Genomic DNA, 25,498 nt, shown 5'->3' on the forward strand with positions numbered 1-25,498 from the left:
CCGTCATCGCGAACATGACGCGTCCCTCATGGAACCGGTCCGCCCGGAGGGGTAGCCTCGGAGCATGCCGGACAGATTCAACGATGTGAAGTCCCTGGCGAGTGCCCTTCTCCCGGGCGCCGCCGCACGACATGAGGCGAAGGACATCGACGAAGCGTCGCTCGTCGTCGAGCCGCGAGAGCAGTCCGCCGTCGGCGTTCCCGCCATCACGCACGCCATGGAGCACAGCCTCCAGCAGATGGGTCCCGTGCGCACGGTGCAGACACTCCTGGGGATCAACCAGCCCGAGGGCTTCGACTGCATGAGCTGTGCGTGGGCGGACCCGGCGCCGGGGGAGCGCAGCCACTTCGAGTTCTGCGAGAACGGCGCCAAGGCCGTTGCTGCCGAAGCCACGCGCAAGCGGGTGCGCCCGGAGATCTTCCAGCAGCACACCGTCGCAGAACTGGCCCGGCACGACGACCACTGGCTCAGCGGCCAGGGACGGCTGACGCAGCCGCTCTTCAAAGACCTCGACTCCGAGCACTATGCGCCGATCGGCTGGGATGAGGCCTTCTCAATCATCGCCGAGCAGCTCGCGGCACTGGACAGCCCGGATCAGGCGACCTTCTACACGTCCGGCCGCACGAGCAATGAGGCCGCCTTCCTCTATCAGCTCTTCGTCCGCGGCTTCGGCACCAACAATCTTCCGGACTGCTCCAACATGTGCCACGAATCGTCCGGCACGGCGCTCACCGAGACGATCGGCATCGGCAAGGGCTCCGTGGCGCTGGAAGACCTGGAGCAGGCCTCCTTGGTGTTCGTGGTGGGCCAGAACCCCGGGACCAACCACCCCCGTATGCTCACCGCCCTCGAAAAGGTGAAGCGGTCCGGCGGCACCATCGTGGCCGTCAACCCGCTGCCGGAAGCGGGCCTCATCCGGTACCGCAATCCTCAGAAGGTGCGGGGCGTGCTCGGCTCGGGCACGGCGCTCGCGGATCATCACCTCCAGATCCGGCTCGGCGGGGACCAGGCCCTGTTCCGCGGCTTCGGCAAGGTCCTCCTCGAGGCGGAACGCGCCGGGGAACGCTCTCCGGGCCTGAGCACCGTCTTCGACCACGATTTCATCGCCTCCCACACCACGGGATTCGAGGACTGGCTCGCCCTCGTCGAAGGCACGCCGTGGGCCGACATCGAGGAGGCCACCGGAATCCCCGAGGAACGGATCCGGGAGATCGGCAGGCTCCTGCTGTCCTCGGACCGCACCGTCGTCTCCTGGGCCATGGGCCTCACCCAGCACCGTCACTCGGTGCAGACCATCCAGGAGGTGGTCAACGTCATCCTGGCCCAAGGGAACATCGGGCGGCCGGGCGCCGGCCTGCTCCCGGTCCGCGGCCATTCCAACGTCCAGGGTGACCGCACCATGGGCATCTTCGAACGCATGCCGGAGTGGTTCCACGACTCCCTGGACGAACGTTTCGCGTTCCAGAGTCCCCGCCGTCACGGCCACGACGTGGTCGACTCCATCCGTGGCATGCGGGACGGCGGCATCCGGGTCTTCATCGGCATGGGCGGCAATTTCGTCAAGGCGGCGCCGGACAGTGCCGTCACCGAAGCCGCGCTCGCGTCCTGTGACCTCACGGTGCAGGTGTCGACCAAGCTCAACCACTCCCACTTCCTGACGGGCAAGCGGGCCCTGATCCTGCCGACGCTCGGCCGGACCGACCGCGATCTGCAGGCGAGCGGCCCGCAGAGGGTGACCGTGGAGGACTCCATGAGCATGGTGCATGCCTCGCAGGGCCGCCTCGAGCCGCCGTCGCCGGAGCTGCTGTCCGAGGTGGCGATCATCGCCCGGCTCGCGCTCGCGGTGCTGTGCGACGCCGACGGGCGGCCGAAGCGCGGAACGCCGCAGATCGACTGGCGTGCCGCGGCGGACGACTACCGGCTCATCCGCGAGCACATCCAGGCCGTCATCCCCGGATTCGAGGGCTTCGAGGAGCGCATCGACGTCCCCGGTGGTTTCAAGCTGCCGCACGGGCCGCAGGATTCGCGGACGTTCACCACCACGGATGCCAAGGCCCACTTCACGGCCTCGGAGCTCGACTGGATCCCGGTCCCGGAGGGCTGCCTGATCCTGCAGACCCTTCGCTCGCATGACCAGTACAACACCACGGTCTACAGCCAGGACGACCGCTACCGGGGCATCCATGGTGGACGCCGCGTGGTGTTCCTCAATGAGTCCGACTGCCGCGAGCTCGGGGTGGCGGACGGTCAGTTCGTGGATCTGGTGTCGGTGTGGGACGACGGTGTGGAGCGCCGGGCGCCCCGCTTCCGCGTGGTCGAATACGACACGGTCGAAGGTTCCGCCGCGGCGTACTACCCGGAGACCAACGTGCTCGTGCCGCTCGACTCCCAGGCCATCGGTTCCGGGACGCCGGCGTCGAAGTCGGTGGTGATCAGGCTGGAGCTCAGCCCGGTGCAGAAACCGCTGGAACCGCTGGTGGAGGGCGGTTTCTGAACGGCGCGGCCTCACGACACAGGCTCCGTGTCGGCCCTTGCCGGTGAAGGTGGCCCGCCGCCGTGCCGGACGTTGAAACGGGCTGTGCCAGGTGAGAAGGTGAGGTGACCGGATCACGGGATTGAAGGAGCCTGCAGTGGGAAGTCTTGATGAATCGACGGCGGGGCGCGCCTCGTCCGATGGCCTGATGCCGGAGGAGCCACGGCAGGGTGGTTACGGCCCCGTCGCCAAGGGCGCCCCCTCCCAGCATCCGTATCATCACCCGGCCGCGGCCTGGGGAGCGGCGACGTCGGTCATGAAGGTCCTCATCCGCGAGAAGGAGCTGCTGGCCGGGTCGCAGGCCATGTTCAGCATGAACCACCCGATCAAGGGCTTCGACTGCCCCGGGTGCGCGTGGCCTGACGACAACAAGGGCCTCAAGCTGGACATCTGTGAGAACGGCATCAAGCACGTCACGTGGGAGATGACCCACAAGCGGGTGGGCCGTGAGTTCTTCGCCGCGCACACGGTGTCCGAGCTCTCCGACTGGACCGACTTCGATCTGGAGAACCAGGGCCGCCTCACGGAGCCCATGGTCTACGACCCGGAGACGGACCGCTACGTGCCGATCACCTGGCAGGAAGCCTTCGCCCTGGTAGGCGACGAACTGCGCGGCCTGGACAGCCCGGACGAGGCCACCTATTACACCTCGGGCCGCCTCAGCAATGAGGCCACCTTCCTGTACCAGCTGATGGCGCGCGAACTCGGCACCAACAACCTCCCGGACTGCTCCAACATGTGCCACGAAGCGTCCGGCCGAGCGCTCAAGGCCTCGATCGGAACCGGCAAGGGGACGGCGGACCTGGAGGACTGGGAGACGTGTGACGCCCTCTTCATCCTCGGCGTGAACGCCGCCTCCAACGCTCCGCGCATGCTCACCGCCCTCTCCGAGGCCGTTAAGCGCGGCGCCGAGGTCGTCCACATCAACCCCCTCATCGAGGCGGGCGCCACCCGGACGATCGTGCCCCACGACATCGTGGACATGGCCACGTTCAAGACGCGGCCCACGAGCACTCTCAACCTTCAGGTCCGCCCCGGCGGTGATCTGGCCCTGATCCGCGCCATGGCGAAGGCCACCCTCGAAGCCGCGGAGCAGGATCCCTCGGTCCTGGACGCGGAGTTCCTCGACGGCCTCACCGAAGGCTTCACCGAATACCGTGAGCTGCTCGCCCGGACCAGCTGGGCTGAGCTCGCCCTGCAGGCCGGCCTCAGCGAAGCCGATCTGCACAAGGCCGCGGACATCTACCTCAAGTCCGAGCGGACCATCATCAGCTGGTGCCTGGGCGTGACCCAGCACGAGCACGGCGTGGACACCGCTCGCGAGATCGTGAACCTGCTGCTGCTCAAGGGCAACATCGGCCGCGAAGGCACGGGCCCGTCCCCGGTCCGCGGTCACAGCAATGTGCAGGGCAACAGGACCTGCGGCATCGACCACCGCCCCTCGGACGAGTTCCTCGACCGGCTGGCCGAGGCCTGTGGCATCACCCCTCCGCGTCACCACGGCCTGGACACGGTGCGCACCATCCAGGGGATGCTGGACGGCACCGTCAAGGTGTTCGTGGGCATGGGCGGCAACTTCGTGCTGGCCGCCCCGGACACCGCCCGCACGGCGGAAGGTCTGCGCCAGTGCGAACTGACGGTCCAGGTCAGCACCAAGCTCAACCGCAGCCACCTGGTGCACGGACGCAAGGCCCTCATCCTGCCGTGCCTGGGACGCACCGAGCGCGACCAGCAGGCCACCGGCCTTCAAGGCGTGACCGTGGAGGACGCCATGAGCATGGTGCACCTCTCCATCGGCCGTAAGCAGCCGGCGTCGACCCATCTTCTGTCCGAGCCGGCGATCATCGCCGGGATGGCCCGGGCCGCCCTGCCGGACAGCGTCACGCCGTGGGAATGGTACGTGGAGGACTACGACCGGATCCGTAACGTCATGGCCAAGGCCCTGCCCGGCTTCGAAGGCTTCAACGAGCTGATCCAGCAGCCGCTCGGCTTCCGCATTCCGCAGCCGGCCCGGGAGCGCGTGTTCCTGACTCCGTCGGGCCGGGCCGAGTTCTCCCTGGCGCCCCTGCCGGACGTGATCCCGGAGGCGGAGGACATGCTGGTCCTGCAGACCATGCGGTCCCACGACCAGTGGAACACCACGATCTACTCGAACGATGACCGCTACCGTGGCGTCAAGAACCTCCGGGAACTCGTGTTCCTGAACGAGGAGGACATGCGGGCGCGTGGCATCGAGGAAGGTTCCCTGGTGGACATCGTCGCCACGTCGAAGGATGGATCCGAGCGCTCGGTGCGCCAGTACCGCGCTCTGCGCTACGACCTGCCGCGTGGCAGCGCCGCCGGGTACATGCCGGAGATGAACGTTCTGATCGGTCTGGCCGACTACAGCACGCAGAGCGACCAGCCGCTGATGAAGAACGTCAAGGTGCGCGTCGCGCCGTCGGCCTGACGGATGCGCTGCGGCTGATCCATAGCCGAAACCACGGTGCCGGCGTCCTCCTCGGAGGGCGCCGGCACTGTCGTTGTCCAGGGGAGCCAGGACCGCTGCAAAGCCGCGTAAGGCTGTTTGAAGCGGAGACAACAGGGTGGATGTGAAGCGTGAGAACCGGGCAGATCGGCGTTAGTCTGGGGCCACGACAGGCGGAACCACAGGAGGGGGAGGCCATGGGAGAGGAACCGACCCGGCGCGGTGCGCTGGCGGCGGGCGCCCTGCTGGCGGCCGGATTTCTGACGTCCTGCACCTCCGGTCCGGGAGGCGGAACCGACTCGACCGCGTCATCGGGTCCCGCGCCGTCCGGCTCCCCGGCGGCCGGCCTGGTCCCCGAGGACATCGTCACCGGGCTGAGCGCACCCTGGGATCTCGTGTTCCTCGACGGCTCGGCGCTGGTGAGCGAACGGGACAGCGGACGGATCCTGGAGATCGTACGGCAGGGTGACGGGCCGGCGAACACCCGCGTCGTGGGCACGGTGCCCGGTGTCTCGCACGTGGGGGAGGGTGGCCTGCTCGGACTGGCCGTCGGCCCCGGACGCACGCTCTACGCCTTCTCCACGGCGAAGGACGGCAATCGCCTGCAGCGCTTCCCTCTCACGGGAGCTCCGGGGTCTTTCGGGCTGGGCCGCGCCGAGACCATTCTGAGCGGCATCCCGGCGGCGCGATTCCATCACGGCGGCCGCATCGCATTCGGTCCCGACGGGATGCTCTACGCCGGGATCGGGGACGCCCAGGAGCCGGACAAGGCCCAGGACGTCCGATCCGTGCAGGGAAAGATCCTGCGCCTCGCACCGGATGGGGCGGTGCCCGCGGACAATCCGTACCCCGGCTCGCTCACCTACAGCTACGGCCACCGCAACGTCCAGGGCCTCGCCTGGTCTCCGGACGGACGACTCTTCGCCAGTGAATTCGGGCAGAATACGTGGGACGAGCTCAACGAGATCGTGCGAGGCGCAAATTACGGCTGGCCGCTCGTGGAGGGGACCGCGCACCGCTCGGGGCTGCGTGACCCGGTGCAGCAATGGGCCCCCACGGAGGCGAGCCCGAGCGGCCTGGCTTTCCTGAACGGGGCGCTGTACCTGGCCAATCTCAAAGGGCAGTCGCTGCGCCGGGTGCCGCTCGCGGACCCGGGCCGCTCAGAGATTCTGCTGCGCGGGGAGCTGGGCCGTCTGCGGACCGTCGTCCCGGCTCCCGACGGCTCCCTGTGGATCCTGACGAACAACACGGACGGGCGGGGCTCGCCTCGCGCGGGAGACGACCGCGTCGTGCGGCTCCCGGTGCGGTGAGGCGCACGACGCGGCCCGGGCTGACCGGACCGCCACACGACGACGGCGCCGCTCAGCGAGGTGAGCGGCGCCGTCGTCGTGCGCGGGGACACCGTGCGTCAGGCCCCTTGGGAGGTGACCGTCAGGAGTCCTCGGCGACCTCGAGTTCGATCCGCCCGGTGTGCCGCGGCTTGATGGCGACGAGGTACACGACCGACAGTGCTGCGGCCAGCACCACGCCCACCAGCACCGCCAGCTGGCCGGTGTCCGAGAACAGCAGGACCACGAGGACGAAGGCCATGAACGCCAGAGCGATCCAGCTCAGGAGAGGCCACGCCGGCATCCGGTACGCGCCGCTGCCCACGCGTGCGCCACGCAGCTCGCGGCGCATCCGGTAGTGCGAGACGAGGATCATCACCCAGGTGAAGACGGTCGCGAAGGACGCGATGGACGCCACCAGGACGAACAAGGTGTCCGGGATCAGCAGGAACGCGACCAGGCCCAGGATCAGGCCGCTGAACACCATGGTGACGGGCAGGAAGGGAACGCCGGTGCGGCTCAGCTTCAGGAAGCTCCGCGGCGCCTGACCCTGCTGGGCCAGCCCGTACAGCGTGCGGATCAGGGTGTAGGTGATCGCGTTCATGGCGGAGAGCGCCGCCGTGAGGACCACCGCGTTGATGATGTGCTCCGCCGCGGGGATGTTCAGGCCGGTGAACACCTGGACGAAGGGGCTGCCCTGCGTGCCGATGTTCCGCCACGGGAACAGGCAGAACATGACGCCGAGGGAGAGGATGTAGAAGATCAGGATGCGGAACGGCACGGAGTTCACGGCCTTCGGGATCGCCTTCCCGGGGTCGCCGGTCTCGCCTGCGGTCATCCCGAGGGTCTCCACGCCGCCGAAGCTGAACACGACGATCGCAAGGCTCATGACGATGCCCCACACACCGAACGGTGCGAAGCCGCCGTCGTCCACGAGGTGGTGCAGGCCGGGCTGGACCCCGCCCATCGAGACGCCGAAGACGATCAGGCCGATGCCGCCGACGATCATCGCGATGATGGTGACGACCTTGATGAGGGAGAACCAGAATTCGAGCTCGCCGAACACGCTCACCTGGAGCAGGTTCAGGCCGCAGATGATGAGCATGGCCGCGAGCATCCAGACCCAGCCGGGCGTGCTGGGGAACCACAGCCCCATGTATTTGCCGGCCGCCACCATGTCCGCGATGGCCACCATGAGCATCTCGAAGGCGAACACCCAGCCGGTCAGGAAGCCGGCGAGCGGGGAGATGTAGCGGTCCGCGTACTGGGCGAACGAGCCGGCCACCGGATGGCGGACGGCCATCTCGCCGAGCGCGCGCATGACGATGAACACCATCGCACCGGCGACGATGTACGCCAGGAGCACGGCCGGGCCGGCGGCCTTGATGGTCTCCGAGGAGCCGTAGAAGAGGCCCGTGCCGATGGCCGAGCCGAGGGCGATGAAGCGGATGTGCCGCGTGGACAGCCGGCGCTGCAGATCCGCGGCCGGACCGGACGAGTCCGGTGCGGGAAAGGACGTGCGGACACTGCGCTGTGCCGTCGTGCGTCCCTGTGCTGGTGGTGATTGATTCATGACTCACGTTCCGGGGAGGAGTGGTTTACCCGCAGAACTTTTCCACAGGCGTCCGGCAATGCCCAAAATGGGGCCGGGCCGGTGGGTGGCGGGGATGGCGCAGGGACTGGAGCGTGCTCAGGCGCCGGCGGGCCGGCCGAACTCCTCGCGGTAACGGCTCGGGGTGGTGTCCAGGTGCCGGGCGAAGTGTTCCCGCAGTCGTGCGGCGGTCCCGAACCCCGCGCGCCGGGCGACGGATTCAACGTCCAGCGTGGAGCCTTCCAGGAGCTCCCGGGCGCGGGCGAGGCGCTGGGTCACGAGCCACTGGTGGACGGTGGTGCCGGTCCTGGCGCGGAAGGAGCGGGTGAAGGTGCTTCTGCTCTGGTGGGCCTGTGCTGCCAGCGCGTCGATCCCGAGCGGCTCGTGCAGCCGGTCCAATGCCCAGGTCATGGCGTCGGTGACCGGATCGGATTCCTGGCGGGGCACCGGCGCTTCGATGAACTGCGCCTGGCCGCCGGGACGGTGCGGGGCGGCGACGATCCTGCGCGCCACGCGGTTGGCCGTCTCCTGGCCACGGTGGCGGGCCAGGAGGTGCAGGCACGTGTCGATCCCGGCGGTCGCCCCTGCACCGGTCACGAGGCTGCCTTCGTCCACGTACAGGCGCTCCGGGCTCAGCCGGACGGACGGGAATCGCTCCCGGAAGGTCCCGGTCCAGCTCCAGTGAGTGGTGGCCTCCCGGCCGTCCAGCAGGCCGCTGTCCGCCACCACGAAGACTCCGAGGCACAAGCCCACCACGACCGCCCCTCGCTCATGCGCGCGGCGCAGGGCTTCGGTGACGTCCGTGGGCGCCGGTTTGGTGGGGTCGGACCACCAGGGCACCACGACCAGATCGGCGTCGTCGAGTGCTTCGAGGCTGTGCTCCACGAGGAGCGAGTAGCCCGCGCCCGTCCGCAGCGGTCCAGACCGTCGGCCCACCACCGTGATGTGCCACGGCTCCATGGCGCCACGGGGCGATTCGGACCCCCAGACGAGGGACGGCACCGAGAGGTGGAACGGATTGATCCCGTCGAATGCGAGGACGGCGACGCGCGGAGCTGCAGCGGTGTGGTTCATGGCGCCTTCCTGGTCCGGGCCATGAGGGTGACCCCGAATCGACGAATCGTGACCCGATTCGACCTGTTCGACCGGGATCGGCTCAGAGACCATGGTATCCATCAGCAGTCATCACGAAGGAGAGACCACCATGACCAGCCCCACCCTGCGCGAACTCGGCCAGGAGACCACCACCCCTGCGGACCTCGGCCGAGCCACGGTCATCCTGGTGGACTACCAGAACACGTACACGCGAGGCGTGATGGAACTCGACGGCTGGGAGGCCGCCCTGCGGGAGGCTTCCACCTTGCTGGAGCGTGCCCGCGAGGCTGGATCCACGGTCATCCACGTGGTGCACGACGGCGGCCCCGGCAGCCCGTACGACCTGAACCAGGAAGTGGGGCGCATCCACCCGGCCGTGGCGCCGCGGGACGGTGAAGAGGTGGTGGTCAAGGCGGCGCCCAACTCCTTCGTGGGGACCACGCTGGGGGAGCTCGTCGACGCCGCGGGATGGAATGACGTGGTGATCGCGGGCTTCATGACCCACATGTGCGTGACGTTCACCGCGGAAGGCGCCCTACTGAGGGGCAATGCCCCCACCGTGGTGGCAAGCGCCTGCGCCACCCGCTCCCTCCCGTCCGTAGCCGGTCCGGTCACGTCGGAGGAACTGCACCGTTCGGCCCTGGCCACGATCGGGGACGTCTACGGCGTGGTCGTGGAGAGTGCTGCTGATCTGTTGAACGGCGCAGAGGGGCGTCAGGAAGCGTCGGTCTGAGTGGCCCGGTGCGCCGCCAGCCGGGCGCGCAGTGCGGTGAGGAGCATCTCCAGCCCGATTTCGAACGCCTGATCGCTCCTGCCCTTGCCGCTCGGCTGCAGCGCGAGAAGGCGCGCCAGGTGCAGCGTGGGCGTGGTCGGCTCCCAGACGTCCTCCGGCGCGGCGAAGTCGAGGCCTGAACCGAGCGCGAAGGCGTCGAGGAGCTGGATCAGCACCAGCACCTCCTCCTCCGGGAAGCCTCCCCGGAGGAGGATGCCCGCCATGTGGTCATAGGACGCGATGGCGGCGGCGTCGGTCACCGTCTCCGTGACGATGAGCGGCACGATGTGCGGATGTTCCGTGTACATGCGGCGCTCGGAGCGGACCAGCAGCTCGACGGCTTCGTCCCACGGCAGCCCGTCCGGGATGTCGCTCATGTACCGCTCCACGAGCCGGCCGCGGACGAGCTCGATGATCGCCCGCCGGCCGTCCAGGTGGTTGTAGAGCGAGGACGGCTGGACGCTGAGGGCCCGGGCCAGGGCGTTCACGCCGAACGGCTTTCCCGAATCGATGAGTTCCATGGCGGCGTCGGCGATGCGAGCCGCCGTGAGGACGGGGGTCCGGGGACGTGCCATGGGCTGCTTTCGGAAGGCGGGCGGGGTGACGGCGCGCGACGCCGGACTCCGCCGCCGTCGTGCATCGTCCAGCCTAGCGCGGGCCGGGTGAGTCCGGCCCGGCCCGCCGCCCCCTGTGGAGAAGGCTTTCCCCGAGAAGCGGGCGGGACTTCCCATTCCGCGTGACGTGGGTCATACTCATAAACGAATGCTATTCGTTTATTGCGGAGGACCATCCATCCCCGCCCGTCCCGAAGCCGGCAACGCCGCCGGTTTCCCGCCTGGAGCACCATGACCCACCCTCGACCCGCCACGCGCATCCCTCTGCGCCCCGGCAACGCCTCGGCCACCTTCGCCATCGCCGTCGCCGGTTACCTCGGCGTCAATCTCTCGCCCTACATGATCAGCGCCCTCGAGACGTCGGTGGGCGTGGACTTCATCACCGCAGGCTGGATCGTCACCGGAGTGCTGCTCGCCACCGCCGTCGCCGGCCTCCTCGTGGCCCCGCTGTGCGCCGGACCCCGGCGGCGCCTGGTCGCCCGCGCCGGGCTGGCGCTCGCGGTGCTCGCCTTCGGCGTCGCGGCTCTGGTTCCCGCGCCCGCCGTGATCATCCCCGGCCTTCTGCTCGGGGGTGTGGGCGCCGGAGGCGCGGTGGCAGCCTCGGGCGCCGCGTTCGCGGCGTTCACCAACCCCGACAGGGTGGCAGGCCTGAACGGGCTGGTCAACCGCGGCGTGATCACGGTGGTGCTCGCAGTCGTCCCGGTTCTCGGCCTGGCACCCGTGAACGTGTTCGGCGCGCTGGCCCTGTTCTCCCTCATCGGACTCGTGCTGAGCGTCTGGTTGCCCGGAGCGCCCGTGGCCGGCGGCGCGGTCGGCGCGGCGGTCGCCGAAGCCGTCCCGCTCGAGGTCCCCGCGACCGAATCCCTCCCGGTCATCCGCCCCGCCGTCCCGGCCGCGCCGCGGGCCGTCACAGTTGCCGGCTGGGCGCTGCTGGTCACCTTCGCTCTCTGGGCTGTCAGCGAGGACTCGCTCTGGGCCATGGGTGGAGTGGTCGGTGGCGCCGTGGCCGGAGTGACCCCGGAAGGGCTGGGCGTCGCTCTGAGCGGCGCGACCGCGGGCGGGCTGATCGGCTCCCTCCTGCTCATGATCGTGGGGGACCGCCTGGGGCGGGCCGTCCCGCTGGCCGTCCTGCTCGTGCTGGGCAGCGCCCTCAAGATCTGCTCCTCGCTCGTCAGCGATCCGACGGCCTTCATCATCATCTTCATCGCCTGGAACACCGTGTACGCCGTGGCGTTCATGTTCTTCGTCGCCACCGCCGCCGCTCTGGACGCGGACGGCCGCTGGTCCGGCCCCCTGCTGGCCGTGTATCTCGTGGGCTCCAGCCTGACCCCCGTCATCGGGGCCGGACTCGTCGACGCTCTCGGTCACCAGGGCTTCACCTTGCTGCTCGGAGTGGTCAGTCTGCTCCTGGCCGTACCCGCCGTCGCGGTGGCACGCCTTTCCACGCGCCAGGCCGCCCCGGCCCCCGACCACCCCGCGCCCGCCGCGAACCGTTTCCCCCTTGCACACGCCGAACCCCAGGAGGCCTGAAAATGGCACGCACGCTCTACCACAACGCCCTGATCTTCACCGCGAACGGTGAGGGCGGTGAGGAATGGGCCCAGGCCCTCCTCGTCGACGACGCGCGGATCACCTTCGCCGGCTCCGAGGCCGACGCACGCGCCGCCGCAGAGGGCGCGCACACCGTGGACCTCGGCGGCCGCCTGGTGGTGCCCGGCTTCGTGGACGCCCACACGCACCTCCTCATGACGGGCGAGGCCCTCGGCAAGGTCGAGCTCACCGACGTCCGCAGCCTGCACGAGATCCAGCACCGGCTGCGTTCCGCCCGGGAAGCCGAGCCGGGCGCGGACCGTGTGCTGGGCCGCGGCTGGCTGTTCGACTCGGTGCCCGGTGGCGAGCCGACCGCCGCGATGATCGACGCCGCGGTCGCGGACGTGCCGGTCTTCCTCGACGCGAACGACTACCACTCCTGCTGGGTCAACTCTGCCGCGCTGGCGGAACTGGGGATCACGCGCGAGACGCCGGACCCCATCGGCGGCCGCATCGAGCGGGACGCCGAAGGGAACGCGACGGGCATGCTCTACGAGACGGCGGCTCAGCACTTCGTCTGGACCCACCTCGCCTCCGTCACGAGCGACGCGGAACGCGACGCCGCCATCGACCGCACCTTTGAGGCGTACCTTGGCACCGGGGTGACGGGGGCCATCGACATGGCTCTCGACGAGGTGTCGCTCGCGACCCTCGAGCGCGCCGTCGAACGCCACGGCGGAAGCCTGCCGCTCCGTGTCGCAGCCCACTGGTTCATCGACAACACGGGGGACGACGCGCAGAACATCGCCCAGGTGGAGCGTGCCGCCGAACTTGCCGTACGGCTGACCAACCCGTCGCTGCGGGTGGTCGGGGTCAAGTTCATCATCGATGGCGTGATTGACGCCTGCACCGCGGCCATGAACAAGCCCTACGCCGATCATTCCAACGCCGAGCCCATCTGGCCGCTCGATCGGCTCAAGCCGGCGCTCGCGGCGGCCGACGCGGCAGGACTCCAGGCTGCCCTTCACGCGATCGGCGACGCTGCCAGTGACATCGCCCTGGACGCGATCGAGCACGCCATCGAGGTCAACGGGGACCGTCCGCGACGGCACCGGATCGAGCACCTGGAGTATGCGGCGCCCGGGACCGCCCGGCGCATGGCCGAACTTGGGGTGATCGCCTCGATGCAGCCGGTCCACACGGACGCGGCCGTCCGGGCGAACTGGGACGCCATGCTCGGCGACGAGCGGGTGAACCGCGGCTTCGCCTGGCCCGAGTACGAGGAGGCGGGCGCGCTGCTCGCGTTCTCGACGGACGCTCCCACCGCTCCGTACGGCGCGTTCCCGAACCTGTACGTGGCGACCACCCGGAAGTCCGCGCTGGACGCCTCCTACGACGCGGTCCAGCCGGAGCTCGCCCTGCCGCTGGCGCGGGCGCTGGGCCACGCGACGCGCGACGCCGCCGCTTCGGTGGGCGACGGCGCGACCCACGGCCGCCTGGCCGAGGGCTACGCCGCGGACTTCGTCGTGGTGGACGTCAATCCCTTCGCCGAGGGTGACGAGTCCCTCCTAAAGACCAGCGTGGTGGAGACCGTCGTCGCCGGGCGCAGCGTCTACACGGCGGGGGAGTGATCCCATGAGCGCGGAGAGTGGGACGAGGACGCCGGCCGGCGCCGTCACCGTCGCCGACTGGCAGGACCCGGCGAACCTGCGCTGGTCCTTCCAGCACATGGACACCCTGTTTCCGACGCACACAATTCAGCCTGGCATCCCCGGGACGCTGGAGGAACGTCCGCAGGATCTGTCCGGTCTGCCCGTCACTGTGCCGGACGGCTCCGGGGCGACGGTGGGAGACGTGCTGGATTCCACGGACACGGACGCCTGGCTCGTGCTGCACGGGCGGACGGTCATCGCCGAGCAGTATGGGGGCGCCATGACGCCGCGAACCCGGCATCTGCTCATGTCCGTGAGCAAGTCGCTCGTGTCCTCGGTGGTCGGCGCTCTGGCGGCCCGGGGGAACCTGGACATCGAGCGGACGGTGGGGGAGTACCTTCCGGAACTCAGGGGCGCAGGCTATGGCGGGGCCCGGATCCGGGACCTTCTGGACATGCGCAGCGGGATCCGCTTCTCCGAGGAATACCTGGACCCGGCCTCCGAGGTGCGGGGGCTGGACGAATCGGTGGGCTGGGCGCCACGGCGTCCGGGCGGCCCCGCCTCGCTCAAGGAATTCCTCGCGACGCTCAAGCAGGACCGGGAGCACGGCGGGTACTTCGAGTACCGCAGCTGTGAGACCGACGTCCTGGGCTGGGTGTGCGAGGCGGCCGGCGGGAAGCCGTTCGCTGAGCTCGCCACGGAGCTGCTGTGGAGCCGCCTGGGCGCCGCCGACCCCGCGTTCATCACGGTGGACTCCGAGGGCACCGGAATGTTCGACGGCGGCATCTGCGCGACCCTGCGGGATCTCGCCTGCTTCGGCGCCATGATCCGTGACGGTGGGCTGGCGCTGAACGGCCGCCGGGTGCTCCCGGCGGAGTGGGTCGACGACATCTTCGCGGGCGGTCCGGATTCCACGGAGGCGTTCGCCGCGGGCCCTGAAGCCGAGCACACGCCGGGCGGTCGGTACAGGAGCCAGTTCTGGTTCCTGGATGGGCGTCCGGATGTGGCGTTCTGCCTCGGGATCCACGGCCAGATGGTCTACATCAACCGCACCACGGGCGTGGTCGGGGTGAAGTTCTCCAGCTCCGCCCGTCCGGTGGACCCGGTCAAGGGGCCCGTCACTGCCGCGATGTTCGACGCGATCAGCGCCCACCTGGCGTCCTGACCACGACATCCCCTCTTTGGTATTCCAAAAACGGATGTTCGTGGTGTGATAATGGGGGAATGTCCAACACGGAGATTTTCGAGCCGGAGTCCCTCCGCGTGACCCGTCAGATCCGCGACGAGATCCTCGACGGCGTGCGCCTGCCCGGCAGCAAGCTCGTGGAGCGGGATCTGGCCCAGGAACTGGGGGTCAGCCGTCTCCCGGTCCGCGAGGCGCTGCGGACGCTCGTGTCCGAGGGGCTCGTCACGCCGCGGCCCCGCACCTGGGCCGTGGTCCGGGAGTTCTCCGCGTCCGACGTCGTCGACCTCAACGAGGTGCAGGCCGCGTTCGAGTCCCTGACGTTCACCCTGGCCGCCCAGCGGCACAACCGTGAGGGGCTGCGGCGGCTCAAGGACGCGCTGGACCGCGAGTTCCAGGCGGCCGAGGCGGGCGACGCCGTACGTGCCCGCCGTTCCGGCGCTGATTTCCACGAGATCGTCACGTCGCTGGCCGGCAATGAGCTGCTCAACGAGCTCCAGGGCATCCTGAGCAGCCGGATCCGCTGGCTCATGGGCCAGCATGACGACCTCATCCGGGTGGCGGAGGAGCATGCGGCGCTCTACGAGGCGATCGCCGACCGCGACGTCGCCCGCACCCAGGTCCTGATCGGCCAGCACATGGTGAGCAGCCGCAGTCAGGCCATCGCGAAGCAGGCCTCCTCCGCGGACACCCACGCCTGACCCGGCTCTCCCGACCACCGCACTCCTGATCACCGCGTCGAAAGGTGACCATGCTGATCCGCAACGTCCGTCCCTGGGGCGGCCCCGCCTCTGATGTCCTGCTCGACGGCGAGCTGATCGCCGCGGTCCGGCCGCACGAGCCGGATGTGGCGGCTGAAGCCGGGCAGGACATCGTCGACGGCCGGGGCCGCCTGCTGCTGCCCGCCTTCAGCGACGTCCACGTGCACTTGGACTCGACCCGGATCGGGCTGCCGTTCCGCGAGCACACGGGCCGTCCTGGCGTGTGGGGCATGATGAGCAACGACCGGGAGAACTGGCGCTCGGCCGAGATCCCGCTCGGGGAGCGCGTGGCCGGGACGCTGGAGCGCATGATCGGGCGGGGCACCACGCGGGTCCGGTCCTTCGCCCAGGTGGACGTCGACACGGGCCTGGAGAAGTACGAGGCCGTGGTGGCCGCGAAGGAGAAGTTCGCCGGGCAGGCGGAGGTCCAGATCATGGTCTTCCCGCAGGCGGGCATCCTCCTGGAAGAGGGCACGTCGGAACTGCTCGAGGAGGCCTTGCGGCAGGGCGCCGACGTCATGGGCGGGATCGATCCGTGCCAGCTGGACCGGGACCCGGTCCGCCACCTGGACATCGTCTTCGGGCTGGCCGAGAAGTACCAGGTCGAAGTGGACGTCCACCTCCACGAACCCACGGATCTCGCGATCTTCAGCACCGAGCTGATCATGGAACGGACCCGGGCGCTCGGGATGCAGGGCAAGGTCAATCTGTCCCACGCGTACACGCTGGGCGGGTCCTCCGAAGCCACGACGCGTTCCCTGATCGAACGCATGGCGGAACTGGACATCTCCCTCACCACCGTGGCGCCCGCCGCGGCCGGCCAGCTTCCCCTGCAGGACCTCACGGCCGCCGGGGTGCGCGTCGGGCTGGGGGAGGACGGCCAGAGGGATTACTGGAGTCCTTATGGCAACTGCGATCTCCTGGACCGCACCTGGCAGCTCGCCTTCACCCGCGGCTTCCGGGCCGACCGTCTGGTGGAACACGCTGTCGCCGTCGCCACCCGGGGCGGTGCGAGCATCATGGACCACTCCCTGGCCCGCCTGACGGGCGTCGACGACCGTCCCGGCCTCGACGTCGGTGACCGCGCCGACGTCGTGCTGGTGGACGGCGAGACCGTGACCAGCGCCGTGATGGACCGCGGCAGTGACCGCACCGTGCTGCACCGCGGCCGCGTGGTCGCCGATCAGTGCCGGGTCGAGGGCGGCACCGGCTACTGACGGCCCGACGACGGGAACACGGGAACGGCCCCCGCACCTGAGGTGCGGGGGCCGTCGTCGTGGTCGGCGTGTTTTACGGCTCCTGCCGGCGCTCCTGGGCCTGCTGGGCCTTGGCGGCGGCACGCGCCGCCTCCTTCTCCTCGAGCAGCCGTTGCTTCTCCACGGCCTTGTACAGCTTCGCCTGCTGGCCGCGGCGCCGCCACAGCTTCCACAGCACGAGGGCCACGATGAAGAGGACCGCGCCGATGATGGCGCCGATCCCGCTCCACAGCGGGAACCACGTGGGTCCGGTGCCGATGATCCGCTGGGCGTTGTGCGCGGCGTTGGAGCTGCCCCAGGCGATGCCCGCCGTCAGGAGGTTCGGGGTGGACACGGCCACGGCGATCACCAGGATCACGGCCTTCCACGGCCAGGTGATCTTCTTGTGCGTGGCCTGCCAGGCGATCCACAGGGAGAGGAAGGTCAGGATCAGGCCGTACCCCAGACCGAGGAAGACACCGCCGGAGCCGGGTCCCGCCTGCCCGTTGATGTTCTTGGCCCATTCCACCGGGACGACGGCCGCCGCGATGAAGTAGGCGATCACCGCCACAGCCAGGAGGATGGCGCCCAGGATGATCCAGGTGAGGGTCCTGGATTTCCCGGCGGATGAGGATCGGGGTGCCTGTCCCTGCCCTGACGTGGGCGGAGGCGTGATGGAGCCGCTCTGTTCACTCATGGGATCATCATGGCACGTGCCCGGCCACTGAGGCTTGTAATGTGCCTATACTTTCAGCGTCGGTTGCCGTGATCCAGGTGACCACCAGAATCAGACGAAAGGCCAGGCGATGAGCAACATCCCCGCAGAGCTGTCCTACACCGCCGAACACGAATGGGTTGCGAGCACGGAGCAGGACGGTGTGGTGCGAGTCGGCATCACCGATTTCGCCCAGGACGCGCTCGGCGATGTCGTGTACGCACAGGTGCCCGAGGCAGGGACCGCCGTGACCGCCAACGACGTCGTCGGCGAGGTGGAGTCCACCAAGAGCGTCAGCGACATCTACGCCCCGGTGTCGGGTGAGATCGTCGCCCGCAATGAGTCGCTGGACGCTGATCCGGCGCTCATCAACTCCGATCCGTACGGCGCCGGCTGGCTTTTCGAGGTCCGCATCGCCGGTGCGGACGAACTGTCGGGCCTGCTCAGCGCCGAAGCGTACGGTCAGCAGGTAGGCTAGAAAGCAGTTGTCCGTGCTGTCCGGGACGACTGGTCCCGGACAGCACGCACCGTTCCCGGATCCATCACCGGAGGATCCGGGAAAGAACCCCCCGCCGAGGCGAGAAGAGTGAGGAGCCGCCCGATGTCTGAACAACCATCGGTCCCCGTCGAACCCGCAGACGAAGCCGCATTTGAGGGCGAGTCCACGGACACCACCTCGGTGTACCTTCCGGTCCTTTCCGACGTGGTGCCGGCCGACCCGAAACTGGGTCCGGAGGACATCGCGTCCATCGCGGCCCTGCCGCATGGGTCCGCTCTGCTGATCGCACACCACGGCCCGAACGCCGGGGCGCGCTTCCTGCTGGACACGGACCGCGTGACCGTCGGGCGCCACCCCGATGCCGAGATCTTCCTGGATGACGTCACCGTCTCCCGCAAGCACGCCGAGTTCGTGCGCACCCCTGCGGGCTACGAGCTGGTGGACACCGGCAGCCTGAACGGCAGCTACGTCAACCACGACCGTGTGGACCGCGTGCTGCTCAAGAGCGGAGTGGAAGTGCAGATCGGCAAGTTCCGGCTGAACTACTACCCGAGCCCGGCACGCCCGGCCGGCCAGGACTGAGGCGCCGCGTAACGTGGCACTTGCACAGTCCGGCCGGCGCCAAGGTGCCGCCGTCGTCCTGAACATCGGAGAAGTCCTCGCTCAGCTGAACGAGGACTTTCCCGGTATTTCCGCCTCCAAGATCCGTTTCCTGGAGGAGAAGGGGCTCATCACGCCCCAGCGGACCCCTGCCGGGTACCGCCAGTACAGCGAGGCCGACGTCGAGCGGCTGCGCTTCGTCCTGGCCCTGCAGCGGGATCAGTACCTGCCGCTCAAGGTGATCCGCGACTACCTCGACGCCATCGACCGCGGGGAGCGTCCGGACAATCTGCCGGGCGGCATGAAGCTCTCGCCCAAGCTGGTGTCCGAGGATCCCGCCGAAGCCCTGCGCGGCCGCTCGCGACTGCTGAGCGAGTCCCAGCTGCGCGCCGAGTCCGGTGCCAGTGTGCGCCTGGTCAAAGAGCTCCTGGACTACGGGATCATCACCCACGAGGGCGGGCAGTTCGACGAGTACGCCCTCCAGGTGACCGTGAGCTGCGCCCGCCTGGAGGCCCAGGGTCTGGAACCCCGCCACCTGCGGCCCGTGCTGGCCGCCGCCGAACGGGAGTTCGCGCTGATCGAGCGGGCCGTGGCGCCGCTGGCCTCGCGGAAAGACTCGGGCTCCCGCGCCCGCACCGCCGACGCCGCCCGTGAGCTGAGCGGTCTCCTGCAGGACCTTCACCAGGCCGTCATCCAGGGCCAGATCTCCCGATTGGAGAAGTGATGATCGAGGTCGAGGTGGTCGGAGTCCGGATCGAGCTTCCGGGCAACCAGCCTCTGGTGCTTCTGAAGGAGACCAAGGGGGAGCGGCATGTCCCCATCTGGATCGGTCCTCCGGAGGCCAGTGCCATCGCGCTGGCTCAGCAGGGCGTCGTCCCGCCGCGTCCGCTCACCCATGACCTCATGCTGGACGTCATCCAGGCCCTCGGCCGTTCCCTGGTGTCCGTGACGATCGTGAGCGTAGAGGACTCGGTCTTCTACGCCCAGCTGCAGTTCGACGACGGCACGAGCGTCAGCTCGCGTGCTTCCGACGCTCTCGCGCTGGCTCTCCGCAGCCACTGCCGGATCTGGTGCGCCGAGCAGGTCCTGGACGACGCGGGAGTCCTCATCGAGATCCAGGACGAGGACGCCGAGGTCGCGCGTCCCGCCGGTGTGCACGAGGACGAGGACCAGGACGAAGCCACGGCGAGTGCTGCCCCCGCCACCGCCGAGCAGGAGCAGGAACTCCGTCAGTTCCGCGAATTCCTCAATGGCGTGGAACCCGAGGATTTCGAGCCCTGAGCCGGGTTCCGGGCCGTCCCGAGCCCGCCTTAAGCTTCAAGTTCAGCGTTAAAGTTTCGACACGGCACGAAAAAGCGCCGAACGTCTTTGACCTGGGGGCCTCGCGGCCCTAACGTCGAAGTATCAGGTTCCCATTGCCACCCGGCATCGAGCCGTTCACACTGGAAGCAGGGGCCGCCCCAGGGCGGTGTGACTTCCCGTGTGAGCAGAGCCGCCGGTCCGGCGCTTCGCACCCCGGGAACCCTTGAAGAGGAGGAAGACGTGAGTCCGAAAGGCGACGCGGGCAAGCGCCAGCACGCAGGCGCACCCATTGCCCCCGCTGCGGGCGCCCAGGGGCTGCTGTTCAGCGAGGACCTGCCGCTCCTGGACGAGGACGCCGGCTACCGCGGTCCCACCGCTTGTAAGGCGGCCGGGATCACCTACCGTCAGCTGGATTACTGGGCCCGGACGGGTCTCGTGGAGCCGACGGTGCGCGGCGCGGCCGGTTCCGGCTCCCAGCGCCTCTACAGCTTCCGGGACATCCTGGTGCTCAAGGTGGTCAAGCGCCTTCTCGACACGGGCGTCTCCCTCCAGCAGATCCGTTCCGCCGTGGAGCACCTGCGGGAACGCGGCGTCGAGGACCTCGCCCAGATCACGCTCATGAGCGACGGCGCCAGCGTCTACGAGTGCACCTCCGCCGACGAGGTCATCGACCTGGTCCAGGGCGGCCAGGGCGTGTTCGGCATCGCCGTGGGCCGCGTCTGGCGTGAGGTCGAAGGCACCCTGGCGGAGCTGCCGAGCGAGCACGCGCTGTCCCAGGACTTCCCCGAGGACGAACTCAGCCGCCGTCGGGCGCAGAAGAAGATCAGCTGATCTCTTCCCGGAAACGCTGAAGGCCGGCCCGTCTCAGACGGGCCGGCCTTCGCTTTGTGCTGTGAGGTGCTGCGCCGCACTCGGCGCGGTGCTGCGCTCGATGCCGTGGGTATCTTGACCGCGGCCGGCGTCAGGCCTTGCGGATGGCCGCGAGGAGCTGATCGTAGACGGCCGCGACGCCCTTGGCCGAGTCGCCCGGCCACTGGTGCACGGCGTGCGCTGCACCCTGGATCTGCTGCCAGTTCGCCAGTTCCGGCACCACCGGCTCCAGGAGCAGGGGACCGAACATGGAACGCATCTCGTCCAGGCGGTACATGTGCTCGCTCGAGCCGAGACGGACACGGTTGGCCACGATTCCGGCGGGGTTGAGGCGGGGGGAGAACTCGCGGCGGAACATGTCGATGGCGCGTAGCGTCCGCTCGGTGCCGGCGACGGAGAACAGCCCGGGTTCGGCGACCAGGACGACGTCGTCGCTGGCGTTCCACGCCATACGGGTCAGACCGTTCAGGGACGGCGGGCAGTCGATGAGCACCAGATCGTAGCCGGTGACAGGCTCCAGCAGCTGCCGGAGACGGCGGAGGTCGCGACGGCCCAGATCCGGGCGGTCATAGATGCCCGAGTACGCGGAGCCGATGGCCACGTCCAGGGTGCCCTGTCCGTCAGCCCAGGAGCTCGGCGTGAGGTGATCCGCCAGCCGGGCCCGCCGTGCGGTCTTCAGGAGCCTGCCGATGTCCGTGACCCGGCCGGCGCTGGTTCCGAGAGCGGTGGAGGCGTCGGCGTGGGGATCGAGGTCCACCACGAGGGTGGGGACACCAGCGGCCAGTGCAGCGGATGCCAATCCCGTGGTGACAGAGGTCTTGCCCACTCCACCTTTGAGACTGCTGACGCTTACGACTCGCACTTCTGAACCCACACCCCTGTAACTCGACACTTGGTGTTCTCTGCCGGCCCCGCGGTCCATGGACCGTCTCCGCAAGGTGGCATCACCTTCCATCATAGGGGCGGGCGGAGCTCCGTCCGTCGGATTGCGTCGCGGGAGCCGGACCCGTGTGTCGCGGACGGCACGCGAGGCGGCATCCGTGCAGACTTCCTCCGGGGTGCGCCGTCAGCTGTCGAGCCGTCCCGGAACTCCGCCGCGACACACCCGGGCCGCGGGGCGCCGCGGCCCGGACTTCCCGTGTCACAGTCGCTTCGCGGGCGAGCGAACGGCCACCTCAGGCCGCTACTGTGATAGCAGTCACCACTCCTTGTGTGGTGAGTGACACATGGTCAGACTTGGGGCACGGGAACAACCCGGCTTGTGACGTACGGAGAAGCATGTTTTCCAAGATACTGGTGGCCAACCGCGGCGAAATCGCGATCAGGGCCTTCCGCGCCGGCTATGAGCTGGGCGCCAAGACAGTGGCGGTCTTCCCTCATGAGGACAGGAACTCCATCCATCGCCAGAAGGCGGACGAGGCGTACCTGATCGGCGAAGAGGGACATCCGGTCCGGGCCTACCTCGATGTGGAGGAGATCGTCCGGGTCGCGAAGGAGGCCGGTGCGGATGCGATCTATCCCGGATACGGCTTCCTCTCCGAGAACCCCGGGCTGGCCCGTGCGGCAGCCGACGCCGGGATCACCTTCGTCGGTCCACCGGCGGACGTCCTGGAACTGGGGGGCAACAAGGTCGCCGCTCTCGCCGCGGCCCGCAAGGCGGGGGTGCCCGTCCTGAAGTCGTCCGAGCCGTCCCGGGACATCGAGGAGCTGCTGGCCGCCGCGCAGGAGATCGGGTTCCCGATCTTCGCCAAGGCCGTCGCCGGCGGCGGTGGCCGCGGCATGCGCCGCGTCGAGAAGCCGGAGGATCTGCGGGAGGCGCTCGAAGCCGCCATGCGTGAGGCGGACGCCGCGTTCGGTGATCCGACCATGTTCCTGGAGCAGGCCGTGCTGCGGCCCCGGCACATCGAGGTTCAGATCCTGGCCGACGCCGAGGGCAACGTCATGCACCTCTTCGAGCGTGACTGTTCGCTCCAGCGCCGTCACCAGAAGGTCATCGAGATCGCCCCGGCGCCGGACCTGGACGAGGGCATCCGCCAGGCGCTCTACCGCGATGCCGTGGCGTTCGCCAAGGCACTCGGATACGTCAACGCGGGCACCGTGGAGTTCCTGGTCGACACCGCCGGTGAGCGGGCCGGACAGCACGTCTTCATCGAGATGAACCCCCGTATCCAGGTGGAGCACACGGTGACCGAGGAGGTCACGGACGTGGACCTCGTGCAGGCCCAGATGCGCATCGCCGCGGGCGCCACCCTCGCGGACCTCGGACTGTCGCAGGAGACCGTGAGCCTCAAGGGCGCGGCGCTCCAGTGCCGCATCACCACCGAGGATCCCGCCAACGGCTTCCGGCCCGACGTCGGGAAGATCACCGGCTACCGCTCCGCCGGTGGCGCCGGCGTCCGTCTCGACGGCGGCACCGTCTACTCCGGCGCCGAGATCAGCCCGCACTTCGACTCGATGCTGGTCAAGCTCACGTGCCGCGGCCGCGACTACCCGGCCGCGGTGGCCCGCGCCCGGCGTGCCCTCGCCGAGTTCCGCATCCGCGGCGTCTCCACCAACATCCCGTTCCTGCAGGCCGTGCTGGACGATCCGGACTTCGTGGCCGGCAAGGTCGCCACGTCCTTCATCGAGGAGCGGCCCGAGCTGCTGAAGGCCCGCACCTCGGCCGACCGCGGCACCAAGCTGCTGACCTGGCTGGCCGAGACCACGGTCAACAAGCCGCATGGCGAGCCGCGCGTCAGCACGGGCCCCGAGGTCAAGCTCCCGGAGGTCCCCGAGGGTGAGGCGCCGGCAGGTTCGCGGCAGCGGCTGCTGGAACTGGGCCCGGAAGGCTTCGCGAAGGCGCTGCGCGAGCAGTCCGCCGTCGCGGTCACGGACACGACGTTCCGTGACGCCCACCAGTCCCTGCTCGCCACGCGCGTGCGGACCAGGGACCTGGTGGCGGCCGGTCCGGCCGTGTCCCGTCTGCTGCCCGGCCTCTTCTCGGTGGAGGCCTGGGGCGGTGCGACGTACGACGTCGCGCTCCGCTTCCTGGGCGAGGACCCCTGGCAGCGCCTCGCCGCGCTCCGGGAGGCCATCCCGAACGTCTGCCTGCAGATGCTCCTGCGCGGTCGCAACACCGTGGGCTACACGCCGTACCCGGAGGAGGTGACGCGCGCCTTCGTCCAGGAGGCCGCGGCCACCGGCATCGACATCTTCCGCATTTTCGACGCCCTCAACGACGTCGACCAGATGGAACCCGCCATCCGCGCGGTCCGCGAGACCGGCACCGCCGTGGCGGAGGTGGCCCTCTGCTACACCGGCGACCTCCTGAACCCGGACGAGGACCTCTACACCCTCGACTACTACCTGGAGCTCGCCCAGCGCATCGTGGACGCCGGTGCGCACATCCTGGCCATCAAGGACATGGCCGGTCTGCTGCGTCCGGCCGCCGCCGCGGTCCTGGTCAAGGCGCTCCGCGAGCGGTTCGACCTTCCCGTGCACCTGCACACGCACGACACGGCGGGCGGTCAGCTCGCCACGCTCCTCTCCGCGGTCGACGCCGGCGTGGACGCCGTGGATGTCGCCTCGGCCGCCCTGGCCGGCACCACGAGCCAGCCGGCCATGTCCGCGCTGGTCGCCGCCCTGGCGCACACGCCGCGGGAGACGGCTCTCGAACTGTCCTCCGTGGACGCCCTGGAGCCGTACTGGGAGGCCGTCCGCAGGGTCTACGCACCCTTCGAGTCGGGACTCGCAGCACCCACCGGCCGTGTCTACCAGCACGAGATCCCGGGCGGCCAGCTCTCCAACCTCCGTCAGCAGGCCATGGCGCTCGGTCTCGGAGAGCGGTTCGAGGCCATCGAGGACATGTACACCGCCGCGGACCGGATCCTCGGCCGCCTGGTCAAGGTCACGCCGTCCTCCAAGGTGGTGGGCGACCTTGCCCTGCACCTCGTGGGTCTCGGCGCGGACCCGGAGGAGTTCCGGGAGAACCCGCAGAACTTCGACATCCCGGACTCGGTGATCGGCTTCCTCAACGGCGAGCTCGGCAACCCGCCCGGAGGCTGGCCCGAGCCGTTCCGCAGCAAGGCGCTGCAGGGCCGTGCCGTGAAGCCCCGGGACGTGGAGCTGAAGGCGGAGGACTCGGAGGCGCTGCAGGGCGATTCCGAGACCCGCCGCGCCACCTTGAACCGGCTGCTCTTCGCGGGCCCGACCAAGGACTTCCTCCGGAGCCAGGAGAGCTACGGCAACCTCTCGGTCCTGGCCACCCGTGACTACCTGTACGGGTTGCAGCGCGGCGAGGAGCACGTCATCGAACTGGAGCGCGGCGTCCGCCTCATCGCGAGCCTGGAGGCCATCTCCGAGCCCGATGAGAAGGGCATGCGGACCGTGCTGTGCAAGCTCAACGGCCAGTCGCGTCCGGTCGTGGTGCGGGATCACTCCGTCACCAGCAACGTCAAGGCCGCCGAGAAGGCCGACCCGGCCGTCGTCGGCCAGGTGGCGGCTCCGTTCGCGGGCGCGGTCTCGCTCAAGGTGGCGGTGGGGGACACCATCGAGGCGGGCGACGCCGTCGCCACCATCGAGGCCATGAAGATGGAGGCCTCCATCACCTCGCCCGTCGCGGGAACGGTGCAGCGCCTGGCGATCTCCGCCATCGAGCAGGTTCAGGGCGGCGACTTGCTGCTCGTCGTCGGCTGACGCCGGTGGGCGCCCGGGGTGACCGGGCACCCACGCACGACGGCGGCCCGGCACCAGAAGGTGCCGGGCCGCCGTCG

The 25,498-nt window shown here is 69.4% G+C and carries 20 protein-coding genes; 15 read left to right on the plus strand and 5 right to left on the minus strand.

What is annotated here, in order from left to right; translation table 11 throughout:
• Window positions 1–64 precede the first annotated feature (64 nt).
• The 3 genes from QFZ52_RS05520 to QFZ52_RS05530 all read left to right on the plus strand — a co-directional run bounded on the left by QFZ52_RS05520 (window position 65) and on the right by QFZ52_RS05530 (window position 6,310).
• On the plus strand, window positions 65–2,494 hold the full coding sequence (locus QFZ52_RS05520) for an FdhF/YdeP family oxidoreductase (protein ID WP_307496627.1): 2,430 nt from the start codon (window positions 65–67) through the stop codon (window positions 2,492–2,494).
• Window positions 2,495–2,630: 136 nt separating this feature from the next.
• Entirely contained in the window at window positions 2,631–4,982 is a 2,352-nt protein-coding gene (locus tag QFZ52_RS05525) for an FdhF/YdeP family oxidoreductase (RefSeq protein WP_307496628.1), read from the plus strand.
• A 215-nt stretch (window positions 4,983–5,197) separates the two neighbouring features.
• Entirely contained in the window at window positions 5,198–6,310 is a 1,113-nt protein-coding gene (locus QFZ52_RS05530) for a PQQ-dependent sugar dehydrogenase (protein WP_307496629.1), read from the plus strand.
• 121 nt (window positions 6,311–6,431) lie between these two features.
• On the opposite strand, the gene QFZ52_RS05535 is transcribed toward QFZ52_RS05530, so the two are convergent.
• Together QFZ52_RS05535 and QFZ52_RS05540 are read right to left on the minus strand one after the other, a co-directional pair.
• Complete coding sequence (locus QFZ52_RS05535; protein ID WP_307496630.1) at window positions 6,432–7,901, minus strand: amino acid permease; 1,470 nt, start codon at window positions 7,899–7,901, stop codon at window positions 6,432–6,434.
• Window positions 7,902–8,018: 117 nt separating this feature from the next.
• Window positions 8,019–8,993, minus strand: a complete 975-nt coding sequence (locus QFZ52_RS05540) for a GlxA family transcriptional regulator (RefSeq protein WP_307496631.1) — start codon at window positions 8,991–8,993, stop codon at window positions 8,019–8,021.
• A gap of 130 nt (window positions 8,994–9,123) precedes the next feature.
• On the opposite strand from QFZ52_RS05540, the gene QFZ52_RS05545 reads away from it, so the two are divergent.
• Window positions 9,124–9,747 (plus strand): cysteine hydrolase family protein, encoded by a 624-nt coding sequence (locus QFZ52_RS05545; RefSeq protein ID WP_307496632.1) that lies wholly within the window; start codon window positions 9,124–9,126, stop codon window positions 9,745–9,747.
• Here the strand turns inward: QFZ52_RS05545 and QFZ52_RS05550 are convergent.
• Window positions 9,729–10,361: a TetR/AcrR family transcriptional regulator C-terminal domain-containing protein gene (locus QFZ52_RS05550; protein WP_307496633.1), complete on the minus strand. Its 633-nt coding sequence runs from the start codon at window positions 10,359–10,361 to the stop codon at window positions 9,729–9,731. The genes QFZ52_RS05545 and QFZ52_RS05550 overlap by 19 nt on opposite strands.
• 270 nt (window positions 10,362–10,631) lie before the next feature.
• Here QFZ52_RS05550 and QFZ52_RS05555 point away from each other — a divergent pair, with 270 nt between their 5' ends.
• From QFZ52_RS05555 to QFZ52_RS05575, 5 genes are read left to right on the plus strand one after another with little or no spacing between them, the layout of a single operon-like run.
• Entirely contained in the window at window positions 10,632–11,930 is a 1,299-nt protein-coding gene (locus QFZ52_RS05555) for an MFS transporter (RefSeq protein ID WP_307496634.1), read from the plus strand.
• Window positions 11,931–11,932: 2 nt separating this feature from the next.
• Window positions 11,933–13,561: an amidohydrolase gene (locus tag QFZ52_RS05560; RefSeq protein WP_307496636.1), complete on the plus strand. Its 1,629-nt coding sequence runs from the start codon at window positions 11,933–11,935 to the stop codon at window positions 13,559–13,561.
• Window positions 13,562–13,565: 4 nt separating this feature from the next.
• Window positions 13,566–14,747, plus strand: coding sequence for a serine hydrolase domain-containing protein (locus tag QFZ52_RS05565; RefSeq protein WP_307496637.1), 1,182 nt, complete (start codon window positions 13,566–13,568; stop codon window positions 14,745–14,747).
• 59 nt (window positions 14,748–14,806) lie between these two features.
• On the plus strand, window positions 14,807–15,466 hold the full coding sequence (locus tag QFZ52_RS05570; RefSeq protein WP_307496638.1) for a GntR family transcriptional regulator: 660 nt from the start codon (window positions 14,807–14,809) through the stop codon (window positions 15,464–15,466).
• A 50-nt stretch (window positions 15,467–15,516) separates the two neighbouring features.
• Entirely contained in the window at window positions 15,517–16,743 is a 1,227-nt protein-coding gene (locus QFZ52_RS05575) for an amidohydrolase family protein (protein WP_307496639.1), read from the plus strand.
• Window positions 16,744–16,816: 73 nt separating this feature from the next.
• On the opposite strand, the gene QFZ52_RS05580 is transcribed toward QFZ52_RS05575, so the two are convergent.
• Window positions 16,817–17,458 carry a hypothetical protein gene (locus QFZ52_RS05580; RefSeq protein ID WP_307496640.1) on the minus strand — a complete coding sequence of 214 codons (642 nt, stop codon included), beginning with the start codon at window positions 17,456–17,458 and terminating at the stop codon, window positions 16,817–16,819.
• 109 nt (window positions 17,459–17,567) lie between these two features.
• On the opposite strand from QFZ52_RS05580, the gene gcvH reads away from it, so the two are divergent.
• The 5 genes from gcvH to QFZ52_RS05605 all read left to right on the plus strand — a co-directional run bounded on the left by gcvH (window position 17,568) and on the right by QFZ52_RS05605 (window position 20,708).
• Window positions 17,568–17,954, plus strand: coding sequence for a glycine cleavage system protein GcvH (gcvH, locus tag QFZ52_RS05585; protein ID WP_066215551.1), 387 nt, complete (start codon window positions 17,568–17,570; stop codon window positions 17,952–17,954).
• A gap of 123 nt (window positions 17,955–18,077) precedes the next feature.
• The gene (locus tag QFZ52_RS05590; protein WP_066215548.1) at window positions 18,078–18,557 is read left to right on the plus strand and encodes an FHA domain-containing protein; all 480 of its coding nucleotides are present in this window, start codon (window positions 18,078–18,080) and stop codon (window positions 18,555–18,557) included.
• Window positions 18,558–18,570: 13 nt separating this feature from the next.
• Window positions 18,571–19,299 carry a transcriptional regulator FtsR gene (gene ftsR, locus QFZ52_RS05595; RefSeq protein ID WP_107003421.1) on the plus strand — a complete coding sequence of 243 codons (729 nt, stop codon included), beginning with the start codon at window positions 18,571–18,573 and terminating at the stop codon, window positions 19,297–19,299.
• The gene (locus QFZ52_RS05600) at window positions 19,299–19,856 is read left to right on the plus strand and encodes a bifunctional nuclease family protein (RefSeq protein WP_307496644.1); all 558 of its coding nucleotides are present in this window, start codon (window positions 19,299–19,301) and stop codon (window positions 19,854–19,856) included. The genes ftsR and QFZ52_RS05600 overlap by 1 nt, the downstream gene beginning before the upstream one ends.
• A 261-nt stretch (window positions 19,857–20,117) precedes the next feature.
• Window positions 20,118–20,708: a MerR family transcriptional regulator gene (locus tag QFZ52_RS05605; protein ID WP_066215540.1), complete on the plus strand. Its 591-nt coding sequence runs from the start codon at window positions 20,118–20,120 to the stop codon at window positions 20,706–20,708.
• 130 nt (window positions 20,709–20,838) lie between these two features.
• Here QFZ52_RS05605 and QFZ52_RS05610 read toward each other — a convergent pair whose 3' ends face one another.
• Entirely contained in the window at window positions 20,839–21,609 is a 771-nt protein-coding gene (locus QFZ52_RS05610; protein WP_278268830.1) for a ParA family protein, read from the minus strand.
• A 416-nt stretch (window positions 21,610–22,025) separates the two neighbouring features.
• On the opposite strand from QFZ52_RS05610, the gene QFZ52_RS05615 reads away from it, so the two are divergent.
• Entirely contained in the window at window positions 22,026–25,421 is a 3,396-nt protein-coding gene (locus QFZ52_RS05615; RefSeq protein ID WP_307496645.1) for a pyruvate carboxylase, read from the plus strand.
• Window positions 25,422–25,498 lie beyond the last annotated feature (77 nt).

This window comes from Arthrobacter woluwensis (assembly GCF_030816155.1).
Taxonomy (GTDB): Bacteria; Actinomycetota; Actinomycetes; order Actinomycetales; family Micrococcaceae; genus Arthrobacter_E; species Arthrobacter_E woluwensis_A.